This window comes from Kitasatospora sp. NPDC004745, from assembly GCF_042873275.1.
Classification (GTDB): domain Bacteria; phylum Actinomycetota; class Actinomycetes; order Streptomycetales; family Streptomycetaceae; genus Kitasatospora.
This window is the reverse complement of sequence record NZ_JBIALK010000017.1, coordinates 31,505-54,597: the sequence shown is the minus strand read 5'-3', so window position 1 is coordinate 54,597 and position 23,093 is coordinate 31,505. Positions and strand designations below refer to the sequence as shown.

Genomic DNA, 23,093 nt, shown 5'->3' with positions numbered 1-23,093 from the left:
CGGTCAGGCCCCGGTCTTCGCGGCCGCCGCGAGGGCGGTGGCGATCTCGCCGCCGAGCCGGACGTTGCCCCGGTAGACCTCGACGTTGACCTCCAGGCTGCGGCCCCCGGTGTCGCGCTGGATGTGGTCGAGCAGGAACGGCGTGGCGGCGTTCCCGGTGATGCCCCGGCGTTCGGCCTCGGCCCGGGCGCGGGCCAGGATGCCGTCCAGCTCGTCCGGCGGCAGCTGCTTGGCCGGGTCGACGGGGTTGGCGATCAGGACGGCCTGCGGCAACCCGAGGGCGTCCCGGGCGTCGATGACCCGCGCGGCCTCCTCGGGCGAGTCGACGCGGTAGGCGATCTCGTGGCCGGAGTCGGTGACGTAGAAGCCGGGGTACCGGCGGGTCCGGTACCCGATGACCGGGACGTTGTAGGTCTCGAAGCGCTCCAGGGTGGCCCGGATGTCGAGGATGGACTTCACGCCCGCGCTGATCACGGTGACGGGCGTGGCGGCCAGGGTGGTCAGGTCGGCCGACTCGTCGAAGCTCTCGGACGCGCCGAAGTGCACGCCGCCCAGGCCGCCGGTGGAGAACACCCGGATGCCGGCGCGGTGGGCGAGGAAGGCGGTGGCGGCGACGGTGGTCCCGCCGTGCCGGCCGAACGCGGCGACCACGGGCAGGTCGCGCAGGCTCACCTTGTCCAGGCCGTCGGTCGCGGCGAGCTCGGTGATCTGCTCGGTGGTCAGGCCGACGGTGGGCACCCCTTGGTGCACGCCGATGGTGGCCGGCACGACGCCCGCGTCGCGCAGCTGCGCCTCGGCCGCCAGCGCGACGGCCAGGTTGCGGGGCCGCGGCAGGCCGTGCGTGAAGATCGTCGACTCGAGGGCGACGACGGGCCGGCCGTCGGCCACGGCCCGGGCGACCTCGTCCGCCACGTGGACGGCCCGCGGGGGGCCGCCGGCCTCGGGAGTGCTGATGGGCAGTCCGGTCATGATGCGGTCCTCCTGTGAGGTGCCACCGGGACGGGGCGACGTGCCGTTCAGCGTATGGACCGTCCGCATCGGAATCCAGAATGAGTCCCGGGGCTTCCGATAGCCTCCCGGCTATCGGTCACGGGCGCGAACTAGTCTTCGGGCATGGGTCTCACCTTGCGTCAGCTCGAGGTCTTCCTCGCCGTCGCCGACACGCTGCACTTCGGCCGGGCCGCGGAACGGCTGCACATCTCGCAGCCGACGGTCAGCCAGGAGGTGGCCCGGCTCGAGCGGGCCGTCGGCGTCGAGCTGTTCGACCGCAGCCGCCGGTCGGTCGCGCTCACCGGGGCCGGCGCGGTGATGGCCGCGGAGAGCGGCCGGCTGCTCGGGCAGGCGGAGGCGCTGCTGGCCCGGGTGCGGCTGCACGAGGAGTCCCGGCTGCGGACGGCCCGGATCGTGGCCTCGCCGAGCGTGGTGAACCGGCTGCTCCCCGCCGTCGTCAGCCGGGCCGAGCTGGAACTGCCCGCCCTCACCACCGCCGAACTCGCCGTCGACACCGGGCAGGTCTCCGCCACCCTGGCCGCCGAACTGGCCGACATCGGCCTCGGCCGGTTCCTCGACGAGGCGCCCGGCTACCGTCTGGAGCGGCTCGCCGACGAGCCGGTGCGGGTCGCCCTCGGCCGGGACCATCCGCTGGCCGGCCGGGCCGCCCTGCACCTCGCCGAACTGGGCGACCTGCCGCTGCTGTCGTGGCCGCGCGAGCAGCACCCGCGCTACCACGACCACGTCCTCGGCCTCTGCGCGGAGCGCGGCGTCGACCCGCCGGTGCTGGTCAGCCCGCCACGGATCGTCGGGTCCCGGCTGTACCTGCTCGCCCGCAACCGCGCGTTCTCGCTGGTGCCCGGTTCGATGACCGGACACCTCACCGGGGACGTGACCACCGTCCGGCTGGAGGGCCGGGCCACCCTGCCGCTGGAGATGCAGTGGCGGGCGGACGACCGGCGCCCGCTGCTGGGCGCCCTGCGCGACCTGTTCCGGCAGGAGGCCGCGGCCCTGGCGGCGGACTGAGCCCCCGGAGCGGCGGAGGGCGACACGGGCCGGCACCCGCCCCCCCCGACCACCGGCCCAGTGACCACCGACCACCGACTCATTGACCACCGGCCGCCACCCCGACCCATTGACGCTGCCATGCCAGCACCGGAAGGATGCCCGGATCACCCACCCGGCCCGCGGCGAGGCCCGCCGGCCGCCCGACCCCGGGGATCCGCCTTGGCCGTCCGCCCCCTGCTCCGCCGCGCCGCCGGCTTACTCGGCGCCGCCGTCCTGACGCTCGCCGGCACCCTCACCGCCGCCGGCCCCGCCCGCGCCGACTTCGGCACCGACTACCACGACCCCGTCACCGCCACGCAGCCGCTGACCCGCCCCGACACCCGTTCCTGCACCGTCGAGGTGATGCACGACCAGCCGTTCCGCAACGGCTACGGCAACCCGCCCGACACCCCGTACACCGCCACCCTGACCCCGCCCGCCGACTGCGCCGGCCCCTGGTCGGCCGTGGTCATGGACCTCCACGGGCAGGTCGCCGGGCGGCAGTTCGACCGGATCTTCAGCGTCCGCGTCGGCGGCGTCCAGGTGCTGCTCTCCTCCACCCCCGAACCGTCCAAGGACGGCATCGAGTGGAGCCTCGAACACGACGTCACCCGCTACGCCCCGCTGTTCACTGCAGGCCCGCAGCCCTTCTCCTTCGACCTCGCCAACGTCACCGACGCCACCTACACCGGCGTCTTCACGATCAGCGCGAGCCTCACCTTCTACACCGCCGACCGCCACCGGCCGGCCGCCCGCACCGCCGACCGGCTGCTCACCACCGGCCCGTTCGCGCTCACCCAGGCCGCCCCCACCGCCGGCCGCGACCTCACCTTCCCGCAGAACCTGGAGCGCCTCACCGCCGAGGTCTACACCCGCGGCGGCGGCGCCTGCGAGGAGTTCGCCTACGCCTCCGCCCCGGACGCCTTCGTCAGCGCCAACCCGGGCCTCGGCGCCTGCGGCAAGGGCCCGTTCCGCGAGCTGCGGCTGACCGTCGACGGGCGCACGGCCGGCGCCGTCTGGCCCTACCCGGTGATCTACACCGGCGGCTGGGACCCGCTGCTCTGGCGGCCCGTGCCCGGCGTCTTCGCCTTCGACCTGCCCGCCTACCGGCTCGACCTCACCCCCTACGTCGGCCTGCTCGTCGACGGCCGCCCGCACACCGTCGGCATCGGCGTGAACGCCGCCGAGGCGCAGAGCAACGACGTCTGGACCGGCCAGGTCAACCTGTTCGCCGACGTCGACCACGGCGCCGCCCGCACCACCGGACAGCTCACCGACCACCGGGTCGCCGCCGAGGCCACCGTCGGCACCGACCTCACCGACCACGGCGGCGGCAGCGGCGACTGGACCGTCACGGCAGGCCGCCACGACCTCGCCCGCGGCTGGGTCCAGACCTCCCACGGCCGGATCACCACCGAGGTCCGCGACGACCTCGTCTTCCGCTCCGCCCAACAGCTGCGCGACGGCGGGAACGACATCACCCTGCACAACGGCACCGACCTCACCCGCACCACCACCAGCTGGGGCGGCGGCCCGCGCCGCACCACCACCGTGCACGAGGGCGAACCGCTGGACGTCGGCTACCGGACCACCCACGACGCCGCCGGCAACACCGACCAGCGGACCACCATGGACCTCGGCTACCACCGCGAGGCCACCACGGCCACCGGCGGGCACGTCACCGAGCACTCCACCGTCGACCACACCCTGCGGCCCACCGCCCACCGCCACGACGGGGACACCACCGTCCGCACCGGGACCAGCACGGAGGACTACCGCAGCACCGGGCCCGGAGGGCCGTACCACCGCACCCTCGGCTTCGTCGACGGGTGGCCCGCGCCGTAGGACGCGCCCGACGGGCGCCCGGGAACGCACGATCCGCCCGAGTTGCGAAAAACGCCCGATTCCAGGCCGTCGACCCCTGGTGCACCCGGCGTGGGAGGCGCATGATGGAAGTGGACCTGCGAGGTAGCTGAAGGAGTTCGACCGCAGGAGGCAGTGGCGACAGATCGAGACGGATCAGGGTCTGCCGCTGGCACTACCTCGGTCGACGATCGAACTGCCGGCCGGAGGGCGTGACGCCCGGAGGCCACCCCCACCTCGCAGGTTCCACGCGTCCACGGGGCACCCCCTCGGCCCCGTGGACGCCCTGCGTCCGGGCCGTCCGACACCGGGGCGGGGCGGGGCGGGACGAGGGAATCCGCGACACCGTCCGCGCGTTCACGCCGGTCCGCCGCGCCCGCCGCGCCCCCCGTGTCCGCCGTGTCCGTGACCAGGCCGGACGGCGGGACGGCGGCTCTCCCGGGGGAGGCCGCGCTCCTCCTCGCGGTGGAGCCCGAGGCCGCCGACTCCCCTCCCCGGCGGGAGGTGCGGCCGCACCCCTTGCGACGAGAGTGGTGGCACCGAAACCGGTCCCCATCCGTCGAGAAGGACGAACCCGCCATGAACCGTCGCCCCGCCGTCACCGCGGCCGCCCTCTGCCTGCTGGCGACCGTCGCCGCCGCCGTTCCCGCCGCCGCGGACCCGACCGGTGCCGCCCCGGCCGACCGGGGCGCCGCCGGGACGGCCCGGCTGCACGGCACCGGCGGAGCCGTCCTCACCGCCGCGTTCGGCGACTTCGCGGGCGACCCGGTCCGCTTCGAACTGGACGCCCGGGCCGACGTCAACACCGACCCCCGGACCACCCGCGGGCACTTCCACGTCCGCCACGTGCACACCGACGGGCGGCTGGTGGCGGACTTCGAGGGGGACGTCACCTGCCTGGGCGTCGGCGGCCGGGAGGCCATCGCCACCGGCGTGATCACCAAGGGCGAGGCGCCGTGGTTCCCGGGCCTCACGCTGGTCGGCCAGAAGGTCGCCGTCTCGGTCGAGGACGACGGGCCCCGCGGGGACCGGCTCGGCTGGGTCTGGGGCGCCTTCGGCCTGCCGGTCGCGGACTGCCAGGGCACGGTACCTTTCATCCGCACCACCGGTGGCGACTTCACCGTGCGCGGCTGAGCCACCCCCGCCGGGGCCTCCCGTCGCCGCGCGGCGCCACCGCCCGCCCGAGCGCCCCGGAGGACCACCCGATGCCCGTCGACCGCCCGATCGAGCCCCGCCCCGCACCGGGCGCCGCCCCCGGGCCCACCGACCCGGGCGCGGGGGTCACCGACCTCACAGGGGAAGGCCGGTGACCCCCGCACCCGACCGCCCGCCCGTCGACTACGGCCGGCTCGCCGCCGTCGGACCGTACTTCGCGCTCGACACCCCCACCGCACCCGACCAGGGCCCGCCGCCGGGCTTCCGCCCGCTGGCCGACCTGTTCGGCACCGGCCCGGACGCTCCGCTGGCCGGGCGGATCCGGGTGGTGGCGCAGCGGCTGGGCACCGCCGAACCACGGGTCGCGGCGTCGATCCTGCACCTCGGGCTGGCCGCCCGGTTCTGGTCGGTGGGGCTCGGGTCGGCCGTGCTGCTGGGGACGGTCCCGACGCTGGAGCGGGCCTGGACGCGGATCCCGGACCAGGGGCCGATCGACCTCTGGACGCCGCCGGAGCCCGCACCCGCGACGCCCCCGCCAGCCGGCACGCCCAGCACGCCCAGCACGCCCAGCACGCCCAGCACGCCCAGCACGCCCAGCACGCCCAGCACGCCCAGCACGCCGGACAGCCTCGCCGACCGGCTGCACCGGACCGTCCTGACGGACCGGCTGGAGTCGCTGGCCGCGGCGGTCCGGGCCGCCGTGCCGCTGTCCGCGGGGCTGTTGCTGGGCAACGCGGCGTCCGCACTGGCCGGCACCCTGCGGGTCCTGGACGCGCACGCCCCGGGCCGGGCCCGGGCGCTGGTCGCCGAACTGCTCGCCCGTCCGCCGCTGGCCGGGACGGGCACGCTGCGCACCGGGCCGCACGGCGCCGCCTTCCGTCGTTCGAGCTGCTGCCTGTACTACCGGGTGGGGCCGGGCGCCGGGGTCTGCGGCGACTGCTGCTTCACCCGGCCACCCGCACCGGCCCGGCGCGGCTGAGGCCCACCGAGCCCGGACGGCTCGCCCACGGCCCCGCGTCCGGCCTGTCCGGGGCCGGGCGCGGGGCCTTCGATCCCACCCGGCGCCGGTGCCCGCGGCCCGGGTGGAGCCTCTCGGCGGGCGGTCAGACCGCGACCGCCTCCGCCAGTTCCTCCTCGCTCTCGGCCGCCGTCCCGACCGGACGGCGCCCGCGCCGCTCGGACCACCCGGCGGCCGCCAGCACGGCCCCGCCCAGCACCAGCCAGACCGCCAGCGTCAGGACGTGCCCGCCGAAGCCCGCACCCCCGTCGAAGTAGAGGATGTCGCGGGCGCCCTCCAGGAAGCCGGCGCCGGTCCAGAACCCGTGCAGCGCACCGAAGAAGGCGTTCTGCAGCTCGGGCCGGTAGATGCCGCCGGAGGTGGTGAAGTTCAGCATCACGAACAGCACCATCAGGGCCAGCGTGGTCCACTTCTTCAGGAAGGTGTGCAGGCCGACGCCGATGGTCACCACGCCCGCCGAGTAGAGCCAGCCGAGCGCCCAGACCGCGGCCCGGTCGTGGTCGACCACGTGGAAGACCGGGCCCGCCGTGACGATCCCGATCACGCTCACCACCAGGGACACCGCGAGGCCGGCCAGCGCCCGGGTCCGCAGGTTCAGGCCGGCGCCGGCGGCGCCGATCGCCGCGACGCTGGCGTAGGAGCCGATGCTCAGCGTGACCAGCAGGAAGAACAGGCCCTGGCCGGTCGGGTCGCCCTCGGCCGGCGTGGTGAGGTCGGTGACGTGCAGCGGGACGCCCTGCCGGTCGGTGACCGTGCTGAACACGGCGGTGGCGGCGACCACCGAGGTCTCCGAGTTCCCCTTGGCGACGACCAGTTCGGGGCGGTGCGCGTCCGGGACGAAGGCGCCGACCAGGGTGCGGTCGCGCAGCTGCTGCTCGGCGGCGGCCCGGTCGGGCAGGGTACGGACGTCGAGGGCGTCGCCGGCCTCGGCCCGGACGGCCCGGGCCAGACCCTGCGCCTGCGCGTCGGTGCCGACCACGGCGACCGCGAGGTGGCGCGGCTCGGGCTGGTGGAAGGCGCCCTGGTAGGCGAGGGCCATCCCGAGGCACATCAGCAGCGGGGTGATCAGGTGCGTGGCGAGGTGCTTGAGCGCGTGCCCCGGGGTGGGCGGCGCGGCGGGGGTCTGGGGTGTGCTCATGGCGTGCTGGCCGCCCTCCGGTGGGGTCGATGCAGGACTCGCAGATGGCGGACGCCACCAAATCAGGTGGTAAATGCAACCATCTAAGGATGTAGCTTACAACTATCCGACGTCGACCGGAAGACGGGCCACCCCCGCCACCCGGCTACCCCGCCACCCGGCCGGCCACCGGCCCACCGGCCGCACCCGCCGGCCGCGGCGTCAGCCCAGGTCGAACACCCCGTACGAGAACCCGTCCGCCCGCAGCTCCCCGTCCACCACCCGCACGCCCTGCACGTCCAGCGGCCGCGCCGGACCGTCCGCGAGCCGCACCGACCCCGGCTCCCGGCGCGGGTTGACCGCCACCAGGTACCGACCGGACCGGACGTACACCAGCGGGTACCCGGCGTGCCGGACCTCCACCCCGCCGGACGCGCCCAGGCCCGGGTGCGCCCGGCGCAGCGCGATCAACCGCCGGACGGTGTGCAGCAGCGAGGTCGGGTCGGCCCGCTGGGAGAGCACGTCCGGCCGCCGCGGGTCCGGGTCGACGGGCAGGTAGAGGCGCTCGGGCGGCGCGCTGGAGAAGCCCGCCGCCGGTCCGGGCCGCCACTGCATCGGCGTGCGCGAGCCGGCCCGGTTGTACCGCGGGCCGAGCACGCTGCCCTCCACGTCGGGCAGCCCGGGCAGGTAGCGCATGCCGATCTCGTCGCCGTAGTAGACGGCCGGCAGGGTGGGCCAGGTGAGCAGGAACGCGAAGGCCGCGGCGAGCTGCTCGGCGGTGCGCGGGCCGGTGGCCAGCCGGGAGAAGTCGTGGTTGGCGGTGGGCAGCGCGATGTAGCCGCCGCCCTCGGTCAGTTCGGCGGCGGAACGCCAGGCGTCCAGGAAGGTCTGCGGGGTGCCGCGCCCCTCGGCCTCGAAGTAGCAGGGGCCCTGCCGCCAGAACTCCTCGACCGTCCCGGCGCCGTTGTTCCACAGCGACCGCAGCGGCAGGCCGTGGTCGGCGCCCCCGAAGTGCAGGAAGAAGTCCGCGTGGAAGCCGGCCGCGACGGCCGCGGCCGGGTCGCCCCACTCGGCGAACAGGGCGGCCTGCGGGTGCGAGCGGTCGAGCCAGTCGCGGACGCCGGTCCACAGCTTGGCGGTCTCCACCAGGCCCGGATCGTCCTTGACCAGCGAGTAGGCCATGTCCACCCGGAAGCCCGCGATGCCGAGGCCGAGCCAGTGCGCCATGATGCCGCGCAGCGCCGCCCGGTTGGCCCGCGGCCCGTCGGCGTCCACCGACTGGCGCCAGGGCTCGGCGGAACTCGTGCGCGCGTAGCCGAAGTTGAGTGCGGGTTGGCAGTCGAAGAAGTTCGGCCGGTACCAGCCGGTGCGACTGCCGGGCGAGGCGACGAAGCCGTCCACCCGCTGCTCGGACCAGATGTAGCGGTGGTCGGCCGGGTCCTCGGCGGAGGCCAGGAACCAGGGGTGGCGGTCGGAGGTGTGGCCGGCCACCAGGTCGAGCAGGATCCGGATGCCCCGGCGGCGGGCGGCCTCGACCAGCTCCACCAGGTCCTCGGTGCGGCCGTAGCGCGGGGCGGGGGTGAGGTAGTCGGTGACGTCGTAGCCGGCGTCGCGGAACGGCGAGGCGAAACAGGGGTTGAGCCACACGGTGTCGACGCCGAGCCAGGAGAGGTGCTCCAGGTGCTCGGTGATCCCGGCGAAGTCGCCGATGCCGTCGCCGTCGGAGTCGGCGAAGGTCTGCGGGTAGATCTGGTAGAGGACGGCGTCGGCGAGCCAGTCGGGGCCGGGGCGGGTCGAGGTCATGAACTGGGTCCTCCTACCTGGTCCGGGGCCGGGGCCGGATCCGGGGGGCCGGGTCCGACGGGCCGGGGCTGGAGCTGGGGCCCACCGATTCTCGTCCAAACCCGGCCGTCCCGACAGCCCGCCGCCCCGACGGCCGGCCGGGCAACCCCTGACCGACGCCCGTCGGCCCGCCGCCGCCCGACCGCACGCCGCCCCGCCGCCTACCCCGCGCCGCCGGCCCGCCGTCTACCCCACGCCGGCCGCCCCGCCGCCTACCGCGCGCCGTCGCCCCGGCCGGCGCCCTGCGCGCACGCCTCGGTGAACGCCCGGGCCCGCCGGGTGATCCCCGACCAGTCCCCGGCCTCGACCGCGTCCGGCGGCACCACGTCCGTCCCCGCGCAGACCGCGAGCGCCCCCTGCGCCAGGAAGTCCGCGGCGTTGCCCGCGTTGACCCCGCCGGAGGCGACCAGCCGGACGTCCGGATAGGGCCCGCGCAGGTCCTTGAAGTAGCCGGGGCCGAAGGCCCGGGCCGGGAAGATCTTGACGGCGGCGGCGCCGAGGTCCACGGCCCGGGCGACCTCGGTCGGGGTGAGCGCCCCCATCACCAGGGGCACTCCGGCCTCCTGCGCGGCCCGGGCGACCTCGGGCCGGCAGCCGGGCGTCACCAGGAAGGACGCCCCGGCGTCGACGCCGCGGACGGCCTGCTCGGCCGTCAGCACGGTGCCGACGCCGACCCGGTGGCCGGCCCGGGCGGCCCGCCGCAGGTGGTCCACCACGTCCGTCGTGGTGTAGGTGAACTCGGTCCAGCCGATGCCGCCCTCGGCGAGGGCGGCGCAGAGCGCGGCGGCGTCCGGGATGCGGTGGGCGCGGACCACCGCGATCACCTGGTTTTCCTCGTGCAGGGCGGAGAGGGAGGTCATCTGGCCTGGGTTCCTCGGTCGGTGCGGCGCAGGGCGCGTCCGGGCCTGGCGCCCGTGGTGCGGCCCTGCCGGACGACGGCGGTGCCGTTGACGTACACGTGCTCGACGCCCTCGGCTGGGCGCCGGGGGTGCTCGAAGGTGGCGGCGTCCCGGATCCTCGCCGGGTCGAGGAGCACCAGGTCCGCGTGGTGGCCGGGGGCGATCCGCCCGCGCCGGTGCAGGCCCAGCCGGGCGGCCGGGCGGCCGGTCATCCTGGCGACGGTCTCCTCCAGCGTCAGGACGCCCAGCTCCCGGCCGTAGTGGCCGAGGTAGCGGGGGAAGGTTCCCCAGGCCCGCGGGTGCGGCCGGGCACCGACCAGCAGTCCGTCGCTGCCGACGGTGTGCACCCGGTGGCGCATGATCGCCCGGACGTTCTCCTCGTGCCCGACGTGCTGGAGGATCGTGGTGGCCAGGTCGTCGCGGCGCAGCAGGTCGAGGAAGACCTCGGTGCCGCCGCGCCGCTGCTCGGCGGCGAGTTCGGCGACGGTCCGGCCGACGCTGTCCGCGAGTGCGGGCGAGCGCACGCCGGAGATCTGGATGGTCGCCCAGTCGGTGACGACGCCGTGGCAGCCGTCGCTGCCCTTCTCCTCCACCTCGTACCGGATCCGTTCGCGGACCACCGGGTCGGCGAGCCGGTCCAGGGTCGCCTCCGGGCCGCCCTCGGTGGCCCAACCGGGCAGCAGGGCGGCCAGGGTGGTGGATCCGGGCAGGTACGGGTAGCTGTCCAGGGTGAGGTCGACGCCGTCGGCGAGGGCCTGGTCGACGAGGGCCAGCAGGTCGCCGGCCCGGCCCCGGTTGACGTCGAAGTTCATCGTGGCGTGGGTCAGGTGGAGGCCGCAGCCGGTCCGCCGGGAGATCTCCACCATCTCCGCGTACCCCTCCAACGCGCCCGCACCGTAGGAGCGTTGGTGGGGTGCGTGGAAGCCCCCGTAGGCCGCGACCACCAGGCACAGTTCGACCAGCTCGGCGGTGTCCGCGTAGCTGCCGGGGGTGTAGCTGAGACCGCTGGACATGCCGACCGCGCCGTCGAGCAGCCCCTGCGCCAGGTGCTGGCGCATCCGGTCGAGTTCGGCCGGGGTCGGCGGCCGGTCGGCCCAGCCCATGGCGAGGGCCCTCAGCGTGCCGTGCGGGACGAGGTAGCAGGCGTTGACGGCCGGGCCGGTGCGGTCGAGCCGGTCCAGGTAGTCCGCGACGCCGCGCCAGTCCCAGTCGAGGTCCGCCGGATCGCCGTTCCAGCCGGCGAGCTGGCGGCGCAGCAGCGGCAGGGTGGTGTCGTCCACCGGGGCGTAGGACAGGCCGTCCTGGCCGAGGACCTCGCAGGTGACGCCCTGGGTGACCTTGGCCGGGTGCTCGGGTTCGAGCAGCAGGGCGAGGTCGGAGTGGGCGTGCATGTCGATGAATCCGGGGGCGAGGACGAGCCCGTCGGCGTCCACCACCGCGGGGGCGCCGAGGCCGTGGCCGATCTCGGTGATCAGGCCGTCGGCGATCCGCACGTCCGCCCGGTAGCGGTCGGCCCCGGTGCCGTCGACGACGGTCGCGCCCCGGAACACGACCGCCCCGGGCGCCGGTCTGCCGCCGGCCATCAGAAGAACGTCCTGACCAGGCCGGTGACCTTCGGCTCGGCGGCGTCGGCGGAGTCCAGCACCGGGATCGCCGTCCACCGGTCGAAGGCGGTGCACGGGTGCGAGACGCCGAGCCGCAGCACCGCGCCGACCGGAGCGAGGTCGCCCGCGTCGCGCAGGAAGGCGTGCTGGTCGTTGAGCGCGGTGATCCGAGCCGCCGTCCCGGTCAACCGGGCCCCGCCGCGTACGAGTTGCGGCTCCGGCAGGCCTTCGTCGAAGGGCAGGTCGCGCTTTCCGGCGTCCAGCAGGGCCAGCTGCGGCTCGGGCCGGGAGACCACCCGGGCCCAGCCGTGCAGCGCGCCGCGGAAGGGCGTCGCGCCGGCGCCCCGGACCAGCGGAGAGATACCCCGGTAGAAGCCGTCGTCGTGCGCGACGTAGGCGCCGGAGCGCAGCACCACCATGGCGTCCGGCAGTGCCGTCAGCTCCTCGACGACCAGGTCGAAGTAGGCGCTGCCACCCGCCGAGACCACGGGTCGGGCGTCGTCGGGGTAGGCGCGGGCGAGCCGGCCGTGCAGCTCGGCGAGGGCCCGGAGGTAGCCGCGGACGGTGGCCAGCGCGTCGGCGGTCGCGTCGTGGGCGAGGGCGCCCTCGTAGCCGCCGACGCCGGCGAGGCGCAGGGTGGGGGCGCGCAGCACGGCGGCGGCGATCTCGACGGCCGCGTCCACGCCGCGGGCACCGGTCCGCCCGCCGGGGCCGCCGAGTTCGACGAGGACCTCGACCGGCCGGTCGGCCCCGGCGGCGCGCAGGGCCTCGTCCATCAGCCGCACGCTCTCGGTGGAGTCCACCCAGGAGACGAGGGCGAAGGCCGGGTCGGCGGCCTGTTCGGCGGCGAGCCAGGCGAGTCCGGCCGGGTCGATCAGGGTGTTGGCGAGCAGGATCCGCTCGACGCCGAAGGCCCGGGCGACGCGCACCTGCGGCAGGTTGGCGAGGGTGATGCCGTGGCTGCCGGCGGCGAGCTGCGCCTGCCAGAGCGCGGGCGCCATGGTGGTCTTGCCGTGCGGGGTGAGTGCGACCCCGGCCTCGGCGCACCAGCGGGCCATGGTGCGGATGTTGTGGTCGAGCGCGGCGCCGTCCAGGGTGAGCAGCGGGGTGCCGAGCCCGTCGAGGGTCGGTCCGGTGGCCAACCAGTCCCGGACGCTCCGCGCGCCGGCGGCGTCTCCGGGGTACCGGGCGGGGGGAGAGTCCGACGGGGCGGCCTTGAACCGCCAGTCGAGCGTCTCGTCGGCGAGGGCCGCCACCGCGGCGTCGTCGATGCCCGGCCCGGTGCCGGGGCTTGCGAACGTCTGCTCCACCGTCTTCCTCCATCTGCCATGTTGCAACATGTGCAATGAGGGTTGCACATGCTGGCATCACGGTTCTAGCATCGGCGCCGGATCACGGTCAACGGAACGGCCGCCGCAGACGAGGAGCCCAGCTGATGCCGCGACAGGACACCCCGGGCCCGAGCCGCCCCGGGCCTCCCCCGACGGCCGTCTGCGTGGGCGAGTCGATGGCCGTCCTGCTCCCGGACCGCCCGGGCCCGCTGGAGGCGGTGGACACCTTCCGGCTGTCGGTCGGCGGAGCGGAGTCCAACGTGGCCGGCGCGCTGGCCGCGCTCGGCGTTCCGACCGCCTGGATCAGCAGGGTCGGTGACGACGGCTTCGGGCGGCGGCTGCTCGCCGAGGTCGCCGCCCGCGGCGTGGACGTCTCGGCGGTCGCCGTGGACCCGGCCCGCCCGACCGGCCTCTACCTCAAGGAGGTCGGTGGCGACAGCGGCCACCGCCACGACCTCGGGCCCGGCCGCAGCCGGCTGCACTACCACCGGCGCGGCTCAGCAGCCGCGGCGCTCTCGCCCGCCCTGCTCACCGACCCGGCGGCCGCGCGCCTGCTGTCGGGTGCCCGACTGCTGCACCTGTCCGGCATCACCGCCGCGCTCTCCGACGACTGCCTGGCCCTGCTGCGCGCCCTGCTCGCCGCCCCGCGCCCGGGCCGGCTGATCAGCTTCGACCTCAACTGGCGCCCCGCGCTCTGGCACGGCCGCGACCCGGCCGTCCTGCCACCGCTGCTGGACGCCGCCGACCTGCTGCTGCTCGGCGCCGACGAGGCGGAGGCCGCCTTCGGCACCGGGGACCCGTCCGCGCTGCGCCGGCGCTTCCCCTCCCCCGCCACGGTCGTGGTCAAGGACGCGGCCCGCGTCGTCACCGCCCTGGAGCGGGACGGCACGGCGGTGGCCGAGCCGGCGCTGGCCGTCGAGGTGGTCGAGGCCACCGGCGCGGGCGACGCGTTCGCCGCGGGCTACCTGGCCGGCACCGTCCGCGGCCTGGACCAGCGCCGTCGGCTGCGACTCGGCCACCTGAGCGCCGCCTGCGCGCTGACGGCCCACGGCGACCAGGCCGAGCTGCCGCCCGCCGCCGTGGTGGCGGCGCTGCTCGACGCCTCGCCCGCCGACTGGGCGGCCACCCGGGTGTGCGCACGGGGCATCTCCGGCCCGGCCGTCCCCGCGGGCCCGGCCCGCGCGGCCCGGTGGGCACGGGCAGAATGAGCAGCGATCCCGGCCCCCGCCGCAGCCCCGGCCGGCGCCGCGCTCCCGGCGCGTCCCGCGTTCCCGGCGCGTGCGGCGCGTGCGGCGTCCGCGACGCGCTCGGCGCCCCCGGCCCGCGCCGCGATCCCAGCCCGAGCCCTCCGAGCGGAGCACGATGAGCCAGACCGTCACCCGCGCCCTGCGCATCCTCGCCGAACTGGGCGAGGGCGAGCGCTCCCTCGACCAGCTGGCCGAGGTGCTCGGCGTCCACAAGACGACCGTGCTGCGACTGCTCCAGAGCCTGGAGGAGGAACGGTTCGTCTACCGCGACGCGGGCTACCGCTACCACCTGGGCGCCGGCCTGTTCGCGCTCTCCGGCCTGGCGCTGGAGCAGCGCGGCGTGCGCCGGATCGCCGCCCCGCACCTGGCCGAGCTGAACGCCGCCACCGGCCAGACCGTGCATCTGGCCGCGTACGAGGGCGGCGAGGTGGTCTACATCGACAAGTTCGACTCCCGGCACCCCGTCAGGATGTACTCCCGGATCGGCCTGCGCGCCGCCCTGCACAGCGCCGCCGTCTCCAAGGTGCTGCTCGCCGACCTGCCGCTGCCGGAGCGCCGCCGGGTGGTCGCCGGGATCGACTTCACCCCGCACACCGCCCGCACCCTCACCACGCCCGAGGAGCTGCTCGCCGAGCTGGAGCGGGTGGCCGCCCAGGGCTGGGCGCAGGACCACGCCGAACACGAGGCGTTCATCAACTGCGTGGCGGCGCCGATCCGGGACGTCACCGGCCGGGTCGTCGCCGCCGCGTCCATCTCCGTCCCGGACGTCGTGCTGCCCTACGAGCAGGTGCTGGACCTCCTCCCGCAGCTGCTCGCCACCGCCCGCGCCGTCTCGGCCGACTGCGGCCGCCCGGACCGTACCTGACCGACCGCCAGAACACGAGGAAGCCGATGACCGACAAGACCGAGATCCGCACCGACGGCGCCCCCGCGCCCGCCTGGACGTTCTCCCAGGGCGTCCGCAAGGGCCCGATCCTCCAGGTCTCCGGCCAGGGCCCGCAGGACCCGGCGACCGGCGAGTACCTGTACCGCGGCGACGTGCGGGCCCAGACCCGGCGCACGCTGGAGAACGTCAAGGCGATCGTCGAGGCCGGTGGCGCGACCATCGAGGACGTGGTGATGTTCCGGGTCTACCTCACGCAGCGGGCCGACTTCCCGCTGATGAACGAGGTCTACGCGGAGTTCATCGAGGAGAACGTGAAGCCCGGCGGGGTGAAGCCCTGCCGGACGACGGTCTTCGTCGAGCTGCCGCAGGAGCCGATGCTGGTCGAGATCGACGCCCAGGCCGTGATCGGCTGAGCGCCGCCGCCCGGACGGAAGGGCCCGGACGCCCCGCGCGTCCGGGCCCTTCCGCGCACCGCTCGGACGGCGCGGACGGGGCGGCACTTGCCACACCCTCCCACGGTGATTAGGTTAGGCTCACCTAACCAACTGGAGGTCCGTCATGAGTCTGCCCACCGACGACGCCCCGGTGCCCGAGCCCACCACCGCCGAACGGGTCCACAGCCTCCTCGCCGCGACCTCCTCGCTCACCGTCCGCGCCCTCGGCGAGCACCACGACCTGGACACCCCGGTCTCCGTCCACGGCTCCCGGCTGCGCCTGCGCGCCCCGCTCGGCTCCCCGCTCTCCACCGCCGCCGCGCGCGAGACCGACGGCCTCGCGGTCGTGCTCGACGTCACCGACGTCTCCCCCGTCGCCGTCCGCGACCGGATCCGCGCCCGCCTCACCCTGGCCGGCCGGCTGCACCTGGCCCACCTCGCCGACGACGGCATCAGCGTCCACCTGCGCGTGGACGTCGCCCACGCCGTCCTGTCCACCCCGTACGGCACCGGCGCCCTCACCGCCGCCGACCTCGCCCACGCCGCGCCCGACCCGCTGGCCCGGTACGAGGCCGCACTGCTCACCCACCTCGCCGACGACCACGCGGACGCCGTCGCCGTCCTCACCCGGCTGCTCGACCCGGCGCTGCTCGCCGGGCGGCCGGACGTCCGGCCGCTCGCCCTGGACCGGCACGGCCTGGTGCTGCGCCTGGACCACCCGCACGGCCACCGCGACGTCCGCCTGGTCTTCCCCGAACCCGTCGCCGACACCGAGGAGTTCGGCCAGCGGGTGCACGAGCTGCTGAACGCCGCGGAGCAGGGCCTGCCCGTCCACCGGCTCTGAACCCGCAGCCCGGCGAACGGCACCCGGCGAACGGCACCCGACAGGCGGCAGGCGGCGGACGCCCCCGGGGCCGACGTCACACCCCCGGCGCCGTCCGCCCGTTGCGCGCGCCGGCGCCGGAAGCGGAGACGCACCGGGAACGCCCCCGGGAACGGCGGCGGAAACGGCAGCGGCCGGCCCGGCTCGCGAGGGAGGTCTCGCGAGCCGGGCCGGCCTGGGCGTGTCCCGCGCCCATGTCCGCCGTTGCGGCGATCACCCGGTCGAGCGGTCACCCGACATGACCATCCCGGAGGATCGTTTCGCCCCGCATCAGCGGTAGTCCCGAAGGGCCCGTCCGGCGGGACCGGGCCCTCGACCCGTCAGGGTCAGAGAGCGACGCCGTGCGCCCGCAGGTAGGCGACCGGGTCGATGTCCGAGCCGTACTCGGAGCCGGTGCGGATCTCGAAGTGCAGGTGCGGGCCGGTCACGTTGCCGGTCGCACCGGAGAGGCCGATCTGCTGGCCGACGGTGACGGCCTGACCGATCGACACGCCGATCGAGGAGAGGTGCGCGTACTCGGCGTAGTGGCCGTCGGCGAGCTTGATCTCGACCTCGTTGCCGTAGGCGCCACCGTTGCCGGCCTTCACCACGACGCCGTTGGCGACGGCGCGCAGCGGGGTGCCGGTGGAGGCGACGAAGTCCTGGCCGGTGTGGTGGCCGGAGGCCCACATCGAACCGGCCACGCCGTAGGCGGTGCCCAGCTTCGGGTTGGCCAGCGGGGCGACGAAGCCCGAGGTGCTGGCGGCGGCCGGGGCGGCGGTGACGGCGGCGGCCGGCTTCGGGGCCGCGGTCTGCACCTGGGTCTGGACCGGGGCGGACGGCTTGGCGGCCTCGGTCTTGGCCTGCACCTGGGCCTTCGGCTTGGCCGGGGCGGCGGGCTTGGCCGGGGCGGCCGGGGCGGCGGGCTTCGCCGGGGCGGCGTCCGCGGACGGCGCGGCGTGGCCGGCGATCGAGAGGTGCTGACCCGGGAAGATCAGGTTCGGGTTGCCGCCGACGACCGAGCGGTTGTGCTCGTACAGCGCCTGCCAGCCACCGTCGACGTGCTTGGCGTCGGCGATCTTCGACAGGGTGTCACCGCTGACGACGCGGTAGCTCTCGGCCTGGGCCGGGGCGGTGACGGGAGCGGCGGCCGGGGCGGCCGGCTTGGCGTCGACGCTGGTGGCGCCGGTCCAGGTGGAGCTCTGCGCGGCCGGGGCGGCCGGGGCGGTGTGCGCCTGGGCGCTCACGGCGGCCACGAGCGGAAGGGCGAAGGAGACCCCGGTGACCGCGGTGGCGATGCCGATGCGGGCGGCGCGGGGCAGGGCGATACGACGAGCCTGAGCAGGCATGGAAGTTTCCTCTCCGACGCCTGCGAGGTGAGCTGTCGGGTTCGGGCTGGAGTTGCCCGGCCGCATGCGCGGCTTCACCCCAAGCCGGCCCTGGGATCCGGTACGCGAAGCGCGTGCCGATCCCGGTCCGGCGACTTACCTGTGGGTCCCCCGCTCCTGCCGTACAGAGTTCAGTTCGAACCACCGGGCAGCGGCAGGATTCGGCGTTCCACCCGGCGGATCCGTCCGGACTGGCCGGGCGGTCGCTGAACTAAAACCCATCCGTCCGGGTGAAGCAATGTCGATCTCTTGAACGGACAACCATCCCCGCCGGGGCCGTGACACTCCGAATGATCGGCTGCACCGTGCGTGCACAATCCATTCACCCGGCGCCACTGATCCACGACGCTGCGCCGATCCCGCCACCGCTGCGCGACCGTTCGCTCACGCACCGCACACCGTCGACACACCCCCCGGTGACCCTTGTCACGCGGGCCCCGCGGGGCGCAGGATCGGGCCGTGGCCACCTCCGCGGCCGGCACCCTGCGCCTGGGCACCGCGCAGGGACGCTGGGTACTCCTGGCAACCGTGCTCGGCTCCAGCATGGCGATGCTCGACGGCACCGTGGTGAACGTCGCGCTGCCCCGGATCGGCACCGACCTCGGTGCCTCCCTCGCCTCCCTGCAATGGACCCTGAACGCCTATCTGCTGACGCTCGCCGGGCTGATCCTGCTCGGCGGCGCGCTCGGCGACCGGTACGGCCGGCGCCGGGTGTTCCTGATCGGGGTGGTCTGGTTCGCCGCCGCCTCGGCGGCCTGCGCCGCCGCCCCCACCATCCAGGTGCTGGTCGCGGCCCGCGCCGTGCAGGGCATCGGCGGCGCGCTGCTCACCCCCGGTTCGCTCGCCATGCTGCAGGCCGTCTTCCACCCGGAGGACCGCTCGGCGGCGGTCGGCCTGTGGTCGGGGCTCGGCGGCGTGTCGGCGGCGGTCGGCCCGTTCCTCGGCGGCTGGCTGGTGGACGGCCCCGGCTGGCGGTGGATCTTCCTGCTCAACCTGCCGCTGGCGGCCGCCGTCGTCGCGGTCGGCGCCCGGCACGTCCCGGAGAGCCGGGACGAGAGCGCCACCGGTCGCTTCGACGTCCTCGGTGCGCTGCTCGCCGCGCTCGCCCTCGGTGCGCTCACCTACGCGTTGACCGCCGCCGGGGAGGGCCTCTCCCCCGCGGTCTGGTTCGCCGGAGCGGTCGGGCTGGTGCTCGGCGCGGCCTTCCTCACGGTCGAACGCCGCGCCGCCGAGCCGATGCTGCCGCTCGGCCTCTTCTCCTCCCGGCTGTTCACCGCCGTGAACCTGGTCACCCTGTGCGTCTACGCGGCGTTCAGCGGGGTGTTCTTCCTGCTGGTCGTGCAGCTGCAGATCGTCTCGGGCTTCTCCCCGCTGGTCTCCGGCCTCGCCCTGGTCCCGATCACCGTGCTGATGCTCACGTTCTCGGCGCGCGCCGGGCGGCTGGGCAAGCGGATCGGCCCGCGGATCCCGCTGACCGTCGGGCCGCTGTTGTGCGCCGCCGGGGTGCTGCTGATGCTGCGCATCGGCGCCGGCTCCACCTACTGGGCCGACGTGCTGCCGGCCGTGACGGTGATGGGCTGCGGGATGACCCTGCTGGTGGCGCCGCTGACCGCGACGGTGCTGGCCGCGGTCGAGGTGCGGCACGCGGGCATCGCCAGCGGCGTCAACAACGCCGCCGCCCGCGCGGCCGGTCTGCTCGCGGTCGCCGCCCTGCCGGCGCTCGCCGGGCTCAGCGGCGACGCCTACCGGGTGCCGTCCGCGGTGGACTCCGCCTTCCACACCGCGATGCTGATCTGTGCCGGTCTGCTCTGCGCCGGTGGGCTGACCGCCCTCGCCACCGTCCGCGGAAACGTGCTCGCGCCGGAGGACCACCCCGTCGCCGAGCCGGACTGCGCGTGGACCTGCGGCACCACCCCGCCGCTCGACCCGGGCCACGTGCACACGGACGAGGGCCCCGCCACCGGAACGGCGGCGGGGCCCTCAGCGGGCTGAGGCGACGTCAGAGGATGTCGCCCGGCGCGTACTTGGCGGCCTCCGGGTAGGCGGCGGCGACGGCCTCCACCTGGCGGACGACCTCGGCGACCTGGGCACCGGCCGCACCGGTGAAGGAGAGCCGGTCGGCCAGCAGGGCGTCCAGCGCGGCCCGGTCCAGCGGGATCCGCTCGTCGGCGGCCAGGCGGTCCAGCAGCTCGTTCTCCCGGGCGCCGGCACGCATCGCCAGCGCGGAGGCGACGGCGTGCTCCTTGATGACCTCGTGCCCGGTCTCCCGGCCGACGCCCGCCCGCACCGCACCCATCAGCACCTTGGTGGTGGCGAGGAACGGCAGGTAGCGGTCCAGCTCGGTCTCGATCACGGCGGGGAAGGCGCCGAACTCGTCGAGGACGGTCAGGAAGGTCTCCAGCAGGCCGTCGAAGGCGAAGAACGCGTCCGGCAGCGCGACCCGGCGCACCACGGAGCAGGAGACGTCGCCCTCGTTCCACTGGTCGCCGGCCAGCTCGCCGGTCATCGAGGCGTAGCCGCGCAGGATGACCGCGAGGCCGTTGACCCGCTCGCAGGAACGGGTGTTCATCTTGTGCGGCATCGCCGAGGAGCCGACCTGGCCCTCCTTGAAGCCCTCCGTGACCAGCTCGTGGCCGGCCATCAGACGGATGGTCTTGGCCAGGCTGGACGGCGCGGCGGCCAGCTGGACGAGGGCGGTGAGCACCTCGAAGTCCAGCGAGCGCGGGTAGACCTGGCCGACGCTGGTCAGCACGTTCTCGAAGCCAAGGTGGCCGGCGACCCGCTGCTCCAGCTCGGCCAGCTTCGCGGTGTCGCCGCCGAGCAGGTCCAGCATGTCCTGGGCGGTGCCGACCGGGCCCTTGATCCCGCGCAGCGGGTAGCGGGCGATCAGCTCCTCCAGGCGGCGGAAGGCGACCAGCAGCTCGTCGGCGATCGAGGCGAAGCGCTTGCCCAGGGTGGTGGCCTGCGCGGCCACGTTGTGCGAGCGGCCGGCCATGACCAGCTCGGAGTGCTCGGCGGCCAGGCGGGCCAGCCGGACCAGCACGGCCACCGTGCGGTCGCGCACGTGCTCCAGCGACTGGCGGACCTGCAGCTGCTCGACGTTCTCGGTCAGGTCCCGGGACGTCATGCCCTTGTGGATCTGCTCGTGGCCGGCGAGCTCGCTGAACTCCTCGATCCGGGCCTTCACGTCGTGGCGGGTGATCCGCTCACGGGCGGCGATCGAGCCGAGGTCGACCTGGTCGATCACCCGCTCGTAGTCGGCGACGGCGTTCGCCGGCACCTCGACACCGAGGTCCTGCTGGGCCTTCAGGACGGCGAGCCACAGGTGGCGCTCGAGGACCACCTTGTGCTCGGGGGACCACAGCTGGGCCAGGGTCGCCGAGGCGTACCGGGAGGCCAGGACATTGGGGATCTGGGGCTTCGCGCTCACGCTTCGCAAGCCTAACAGCCGAGGTCAGCCGGAACGCCGCCGGATCCGCGGCCGCGCCCCACCCGCCCGCGGCGCCCGAGCCTCAGTGCCCGGGTCCCGACGCCCGGGCCTCATGCCCGGGCCGCTACGCCCGGGCTGCGGCGTCCTAGGCCCCGGTGCCCGACCGCCCGGCCAGCACCGGCAGGACCTGCCCGCAGATCGAGTGCAGCGCGATCCGCTGCTCGTCGGTCATCGCCTCGAAGGCCTGGTGGGTGCGGGCCATCTCGCCGCGGATCCGGGTGAGGATCTCCCGACCCTCGTCCGTGATCACGACGATCTTCACCCTGCGGTCACCGGCCGCCGCCTCGCGGTGGGCGAGGCCCAGCGACTCCAGCCGGTCCACGATCCCGGTGACGTTCGACGCGTCGCAGCCCAGCCGACCGGCCAGCGCCCGCATCGGCACCGGCTCCTGCACCGAGCCCAGCGCCTTGGCCTGGGACGAGGAGAGCCCGTGCCGGGCGGCGGCGGCCGCGAAGTCCTGGAAGTACGCCGCGCCGACGGCGGCCAGCGCCTCCATCAACTCGGCGTTGGTCGGTACGGTCGTCGTCGCTGTCGAACCCATGGGACCAGCGTACGGCGGAGTGCTTCACCAACTCAAGCTTTGACCACGGCAACCGTCACCGGGGAGGCGGAACCGTCACCGCGGAGGACCGGGAGGACCGCGGAAGGCCGCGGACGACCGGGGAGGGCGGAGGACCGGACCTCAGAGGACCAGCTGGTCGAAGAGCCGCCGCAGCTCCGCCTCCGGGTCCGCGGTCAGCCCGGTGTGCACCGGCCCCGGCTGGACGACCGCGCTGCGCGGCGCGGTCAGCCAGCGGAACCGCTGCCCGGGGCTGTCCCCCTCCGCCGGACCGGCCTGCGGGCCGCCCGCACACACCGCCTCGATGCCGTGCAGCGCCCGCCGCACGCCCTGCACGTCCGCCACCGGGTCCAGCGCCAGCAGCCGGGCCTGGTCCAGGTGCGTGCGCGCGGCGAGGTGGGCGTTCTGCCGGCAGTACAGCAGCACCCCCACGTTGACGCACTCGCCGCGCTCGACCCGCGGCACCGCCCGGATCACGGCGTACTCGTAGTCGTGCAGCTCCACGGCCGCCGACGGCACGGACGTCCTCGGCTCGGTCATGCGGGCACCTCCGGCAGCCAGTCGCGCGGACCGGCCAGGCGCCCGGTCAGCTGGTCGCGGTACGCGGCGCGCACCGCCTCGGGTGAGTCGAAGCCCGGTTCGTCCAGCAGCCAGACGTCCGGGATCTGCGCCACCGCCCCCTCGACCGCCGCCTCGGCGAGCGGGGCGAGCGCCTCGTCGGCGGCCGCCAGGTCCGGCCGGGCGCGCAGCAGCGCGTGGTCGGAGGCGTCGTACGGGCGGCGCACCCAGGCCGCCGCCCCGGACCACGCGTGGTGGAAGATCAGGCTCGCTCCGTGGTCGATCAGCCGCAGCCCGCCGGTCGCCACCAGCAGGTTCGGATTGCGCCAGGAGCGGTCGACGTTGCCGATCAGCGCGTCGAACCAGATCACCCGGCCGGCCAGCTCCGGGTCCACCTCGAAGCAGAGCGGGTCGAAGTTGAGCGCGCCGCTCACGAAGGCCATGCCGAGGTTGGTGCCGCCGCTGGCGCGCATCTGGTCCTGGACCTGCTGGTCGGGCTCGCTGCGGGCGAGCACCGGGTCCAGGTCGATCGTCACCAGCTCCGGCACCGGCAGCCCGAGCCGCCGGCCCAGCTCACCGGCCAGCACCTCCGCGACCAGGGCCTTGCGCCCCTGCGCGGCGCCGACCCATTTCAGCGCGTACAGCCGCCGGTCGTCGGCCTCGACCAGGCCCGGCATCGAGCCGCCTTCTCGCAGTGGCGTCACGTAGCGGATCGCCGTCACCTCGGGGAGCACGCCCGACAGCCTAGCGGTGCCTCCCGCCCCCGCCGCTCCGCGCCGTCGGCCCGCACCACCGGCCCGTCA

At 75.4% G+C, this 23,093-nt stretch carries 20 protein-coding genes and 1 riboswitch; of the genes, 9 read left to right on the top strand and 11 right to left on the bottom strand.

Translation table 11 applies throughout. The annotated features are described in order from the left end of the window. Positions 1-3 precede the first annotated feature (3 nt). Positions 4-969 (bottom strand): pseudouridine-5'-phosphate glycosidase, encoded by a 966-nt coding sequence (locus ACFYUY_RS25235; RefSeq protein WP_387903885.1) that lies wholly within the window; start codon positions 967-969, stop codon positions 4-6. Positions 970-1,113: 144 nt separating this feature from the next. Between ACFYUY_RS25235 and ACFYUY_RS25230 the strand changes: the two genes are divergently transcribed. The 4 genes from ACFYUY_RS25230 (at position 1,114) to ACFYUY_RS25215 (ending at position 6,034) form a co-directional block, all read left to right on the top strand. Further along, positions 1,114-2,016 (top strand): LysR family transcriptional regulator, encoded by a 903-nt coding sequence (locus ACFYUY_RS25230; RefSeq protein ID WP_387903883.1) that lies wholly within the window; start codon positions 1,114-1,116, stop codon positions 2,014-2,016. A gap of 201 nt (positions 2,017-2,217) precedes the next feature. After that, entirely contained in the window at positions 2,218-3,882 is a 1,665-nt protein-coding gene (locus ACFYUY_RS25225; protein ID WP_387903880.1) for a peptide-N4-asparagine amidase, read from the top strand. A 597-nt stretch (positions 3,883-4,479) separates the two neighbouring features. After that, positions 4,480-5,034 carry a hypothetical protein gene (locus tag ACFYUY_RS25220; protein WP_387903878.1) on the top strand — a complete coding sequence of 185 codons (555 nt, stop codon included), beginning with the start codon at positions 4,480-4,482 and terminating at the stop codon, positions 5,032-5,034. A gap of 172 nt (positions 5,035-5,206) precedes the next feature. Further along, positions 5,207-6,034, top strand: coding sequence for a (2Fe-2S)-binding protein (locus ACFYUY_RS25215; RefSeq protein WP_387903875.1), 828 nt, complete (start codon positions 5,207-5,209; stop codon positions 6,032-6,034). A gap of 124 nt (positions 6,035-6,158) precedes the next feature. On the opposite strand, the gene ACFYUY_RS25210 is transcribed toward ACFYUY_RS25215, so the two are convergent. The 5 genes from ACFYUY_RS25210 to ACFYUY_RS25190 form a co-directional block, all read right to left on the bottom strand. Continuing rightward, positions 6,159-7,211: a hypothetical protein gene (locus ACFYUY_RS25210; protein WP_387903873.1), complete on the bottom strand. Its 1,053-nt coding sequence runs from the start codon at positions 7,209-7,211 to the stop codon at positions 6,159-6,161. 201 nt (positions 7,212-7,412) lie between these two features. Further along, a complete protein-coding gene (locus ACFYUY_RS25205; protein WP_387903870.1) occupies positions 7,413-8,993 on the bottom strand; it encodes an alpha-amylase family glycosyl hydrolase in 1,581 nt (526 codons plus the stop codon). A gap of 251 nt (positions 8,994-9,244) precedes the next feature. Further along, on the bottom strand, positions 9,245-9,892 hold the full coding sequence (locus ACFYUY_RS25200) for a bifunctional 4-hydroxy-2-oxoglutarate aldolase/2-dehydro-3-deoxy-phosphogluconate aldolase (RefSeq protein ID WP_387903869.1): 648 nt from the start codon (positions 9,890-9,892) through the stop codon (positions 9,245-9,247). Then, complete coding sequence (locus ACFYUY_RS25195; protein WP_360211488.1) at positions 9,889-11,514, bottom strand: D-aminoacylase; 1,626 nt, start codon at positions 11,512-11,514, stop codon at positions 9,889-9,891. Before ACFYUY_RS25195 ends, ACFYUY_RS25200 begins: the two co-directional genes overlap by 4 nt. Beyond that, positions 11,514-12,845, bottom strand: a complete 1,332-nt coding sequence (locus tag ACFYUY_RS25190; protein WP_387903867.1) for an alanine racemase — start codon at positions 12,843-12,845, stop codon at positions 11,514-11,516. Before ACFYUY_RS25190 ends, ACFYUY_RS25195 begins: the two co-directional genes overlap by 1 nt. Before the next feature lie 125 nt (positions 12,846-12,970). Between ACFYUY_RS25190 and ACFYUY_RS25185 the strand changes: the two genes are divergently transcribed. The 4 genes from ACFYUY_RS25185 (at position 12,971) to ACFYUY_RS25170 (ending at position 16,277) form a co-directional block, all read left to right on the top strand. Beyond that, positions 12,971-14,074, top strand: coding sequence for a sugar kinase (locus tag ACFYUY_RS25185; protein ID WP_360211492.1), 1,104 nt, complete (start codon positions 12,971-12,973; stop codon positions 14,072-14,074). 154 nt (positions 14,075-14,228) lie between these two features. Further along, the gene (locus tag ACFYUY_RS25180; protein ID WP_360211494.1) at positions 14,229-14,978 is read left to right on the top strand and encodes an IclR family transcriptional regulator; all 750 of its coding nucleotides are present in this window, start codon (positions 14,229-14,231) and stop codon (positions 14,976-14,978) included. Positions 14,979-15,004: 26 nt separating this feature from the next. Continuing rightward, entirely contained in the window at positions 15,005-15,412 is a 408-nt protein-coding gene (locus ACFYUY_RS25175; RefSeq protein WP_360211496.1) for a RidA family protein, read from the top strand. 145 nt (positions 15,413-15,557) lie between these two features. Next, positions 15,558-16,277 (top strand): DUF2470 domain-containing protein, encoded by a 720-nt coding sequence (locus tag ACFYUY_RS25170; RefSeq protein WP_360211498.1) that lies wholly within the window; start codon positions 15,558-15,560, stop codon positions 16,275-16,277. A 365-nt stretch (positions 16,278-16,642) separates the two neighbouring features. On the opposite strand, the gene ACFYUY_RS25165 is transcribed toward ACFYUY_RS25170, so the two are convergent. Then, the gene (locus ACFYUY_RS25165) at positions 16,643-17,644 is read right to left on the bottom strand and encodes a peptidoglycan DD-metalloendopeptidase family protein (protein WP_387903863.1); all 1,002 of its coding nucleotides are present in this window, start codon (positions 17,642-17,644) and stop codon (positions 16,643-16,645) included. A 2-nt stretch (positions 17,645-17,646) separates the two neighbouring features. Then, positions 17,647-17,830, bottom strand: a riboswitch (cyclic di-AMP (ydaO/yuaA leader). A gap of 312 nt (positions 17,831-18,142) precedes the next feature. Here ACFYUY_RS25165 and ACFYUY_RS25160 point away from each other — a divergent pair. After that, a complete protein-coding gene (locus ACFYUY_RS25160) occupies positions 18,143-19,675 on the top strand; it encodes an MFS transporter (protein WP_387903860.1) in 1,533 nt (510 codons plus the stop codon). Between the two features lie 7 nt (positions 19,676-19,682). Here ACFYUY_RS25160 and purB read toward each other — a convergent pair whose 3' ends face one another. The 4 genes from purB to ACFYUY_RS25140 form a co-directional block, all read right to left on the bottom strand. Continuing rightward, positions 19,683-21,113 carry an adenylosuccinate lyase gene (purB, locus tag ACFYUY_RS25155; RefSeq protein ID WP_360220997.1) on the bottom strand — a complete coding sequence of 477 codons (1,431 nt, stop codon included), beginning with the start codon at positions 21,111-21,113 and terminating at the stop codon, positions 19,683-19,685. 145 nt (positions 21,114-21,258) lie between these two features. Continuing rightward, positions 21,259-21,714, bottom strand: a complete 456-nt coding sequence (locus ACFYUY_RS25150) for a MarR family winged helix-turn-helix transcriptional regulator (RefSeq protein ID WP_387903857.1) — start codon at positions 21,712-21,714, stop codon at positions 21,259-21,261. Between the two features lie 141 nt (positions 21,715-21,855). Further along, entirely contained in the window at positions 21,856-22,272 is a 417-nt protein-coding gene (locus tag ACFYUY_RS25145) for a DUF3037 domain-containing protein (protein WP_360220991.1), read from the bottom strand. Further along, positions 22,269-23,024 (bottom strand): HipA family kinase, encoded by a 756-nt coding sequence (locus ACFYUY_RS25140; RefSeq protein WP_387903854.1) that lies wholly within the window; start codon positions 23,022-23,024, stop codon positions 22,269-22,271. Before ACFYUY_RS25140 ends, ACFYUY_RS25145 begins: the two co-directional genes overlap by 4 nt. Between the last annotated feature and the right edge of the window lie 69 nt (positions 23,025-23,093).

Excerpts from the sequence above, each read along its gene's own strand:
- ACFYUY_RS25235 (WP_387903885.1), bottom strand. The coding sequence starts at position 969 with ATGACCGGACTGCCCATCAGCACTCCCGAGGCCGGCGGCCCCCCGCGG.
- ACFYUY_RS25230 (WP_387903883.1), top strand. The coding sequence starts at position 1,114 with ATGGGTCTCACCTTGCGTCAGCTCGAGGTCTTCCTCGCCGTCGCCGAC.
- ACFYUY_RS25220 (WP_387903878.1), top strand. The coding sequence starts at position 4,480 with ATGAACCGTCGCCCCGCCGTCACCGCGGCCGCCCTCTGCCTGCTGGCG.
- ACFYUY_RS25210 (WP_387903873.1), bottom strand. The coding sequence starts at position 7,211 with ATGAGCACACCCCAGACCCCCGCCGCGCCGCCCACCCCGGGGCACGCG.
- ACFYUY_RS25205 (WP_387903870.1), bottom strand. The coding sequence starts at position 8,993 with ATGACCTCGACCCGCCCCGGCCCCGACTGGCTCGCCGACGCCGTCCTC.
- ACFYUY_RS25200 (WP_387903869.1), bottom strand. The coding sequence starts at position 9,892 with ATGACCTCCCTCTCCGCCCTGCACGAGGAAAACCAGGTGATCGCGGTG.
- ACFYUY_RS25195 (WP_360211488.1), bottom strand. The coding sequence starts at position 11,514 with ATGGCCGGCGGCAGACCGGCGCCCGGGGCGGTCGTGTTCCGGGGCGCG.
- ACFYUY_RS25185 (WP_360211492.1), top strand. The coding sequence starts at position 12,971 with ATGCCGCGACAGGACACCCCGGGCCCGAGCCGCCCCGGGCCTCCCCCG.
- ACFYUY_RS25180 (WP_360211494.1), top strand. The coding sequence starts at position 14,229 with ATGAGCCAGACCGTCACCCGCGCCCTGCGCATCCTCGCCGAACTGGGC.
- ACFYUY_RS25175 (WP_360211496.1), top strand. The coding sequence starts at position 15,005 with ATGACCGACAAGACCGAGATCCGCACCGACGGCGCCCCCGCGCCCGCC.
- ACFYUY_RS25170 (WP_360211498.1), top strand. The coding sequence starts at position 15,558 with ATGAGTCTGCCCACCGACGACGCCCCGGTGCCCGAGCCCACCACCGCC.
- ACFYUY_RS25165 (WP_387903863.1), bottom strand. The coding sequence starts at position 17,644 with ATGCCTGCTCAGGCTCGTCGTATCGCCCTGCCCCGCGCCGCCCGCATC.
- ACFYUY_RS25150 (WP_387903857.1), bottom strand. The coding sequence starts at position 21,714 with ATGGGTTCGACAGCGACGACGACCGTACCGACCAACGCCGAGTTGATG.
- ACFYUY_RS25145 (WP_360220991.1), bottom strand. The coding sequence starts at position 22,272 with ATGACCGAGCCGAGGACGTCCGTGCCGTCGGCGGCCGTGGAGCTGCAC.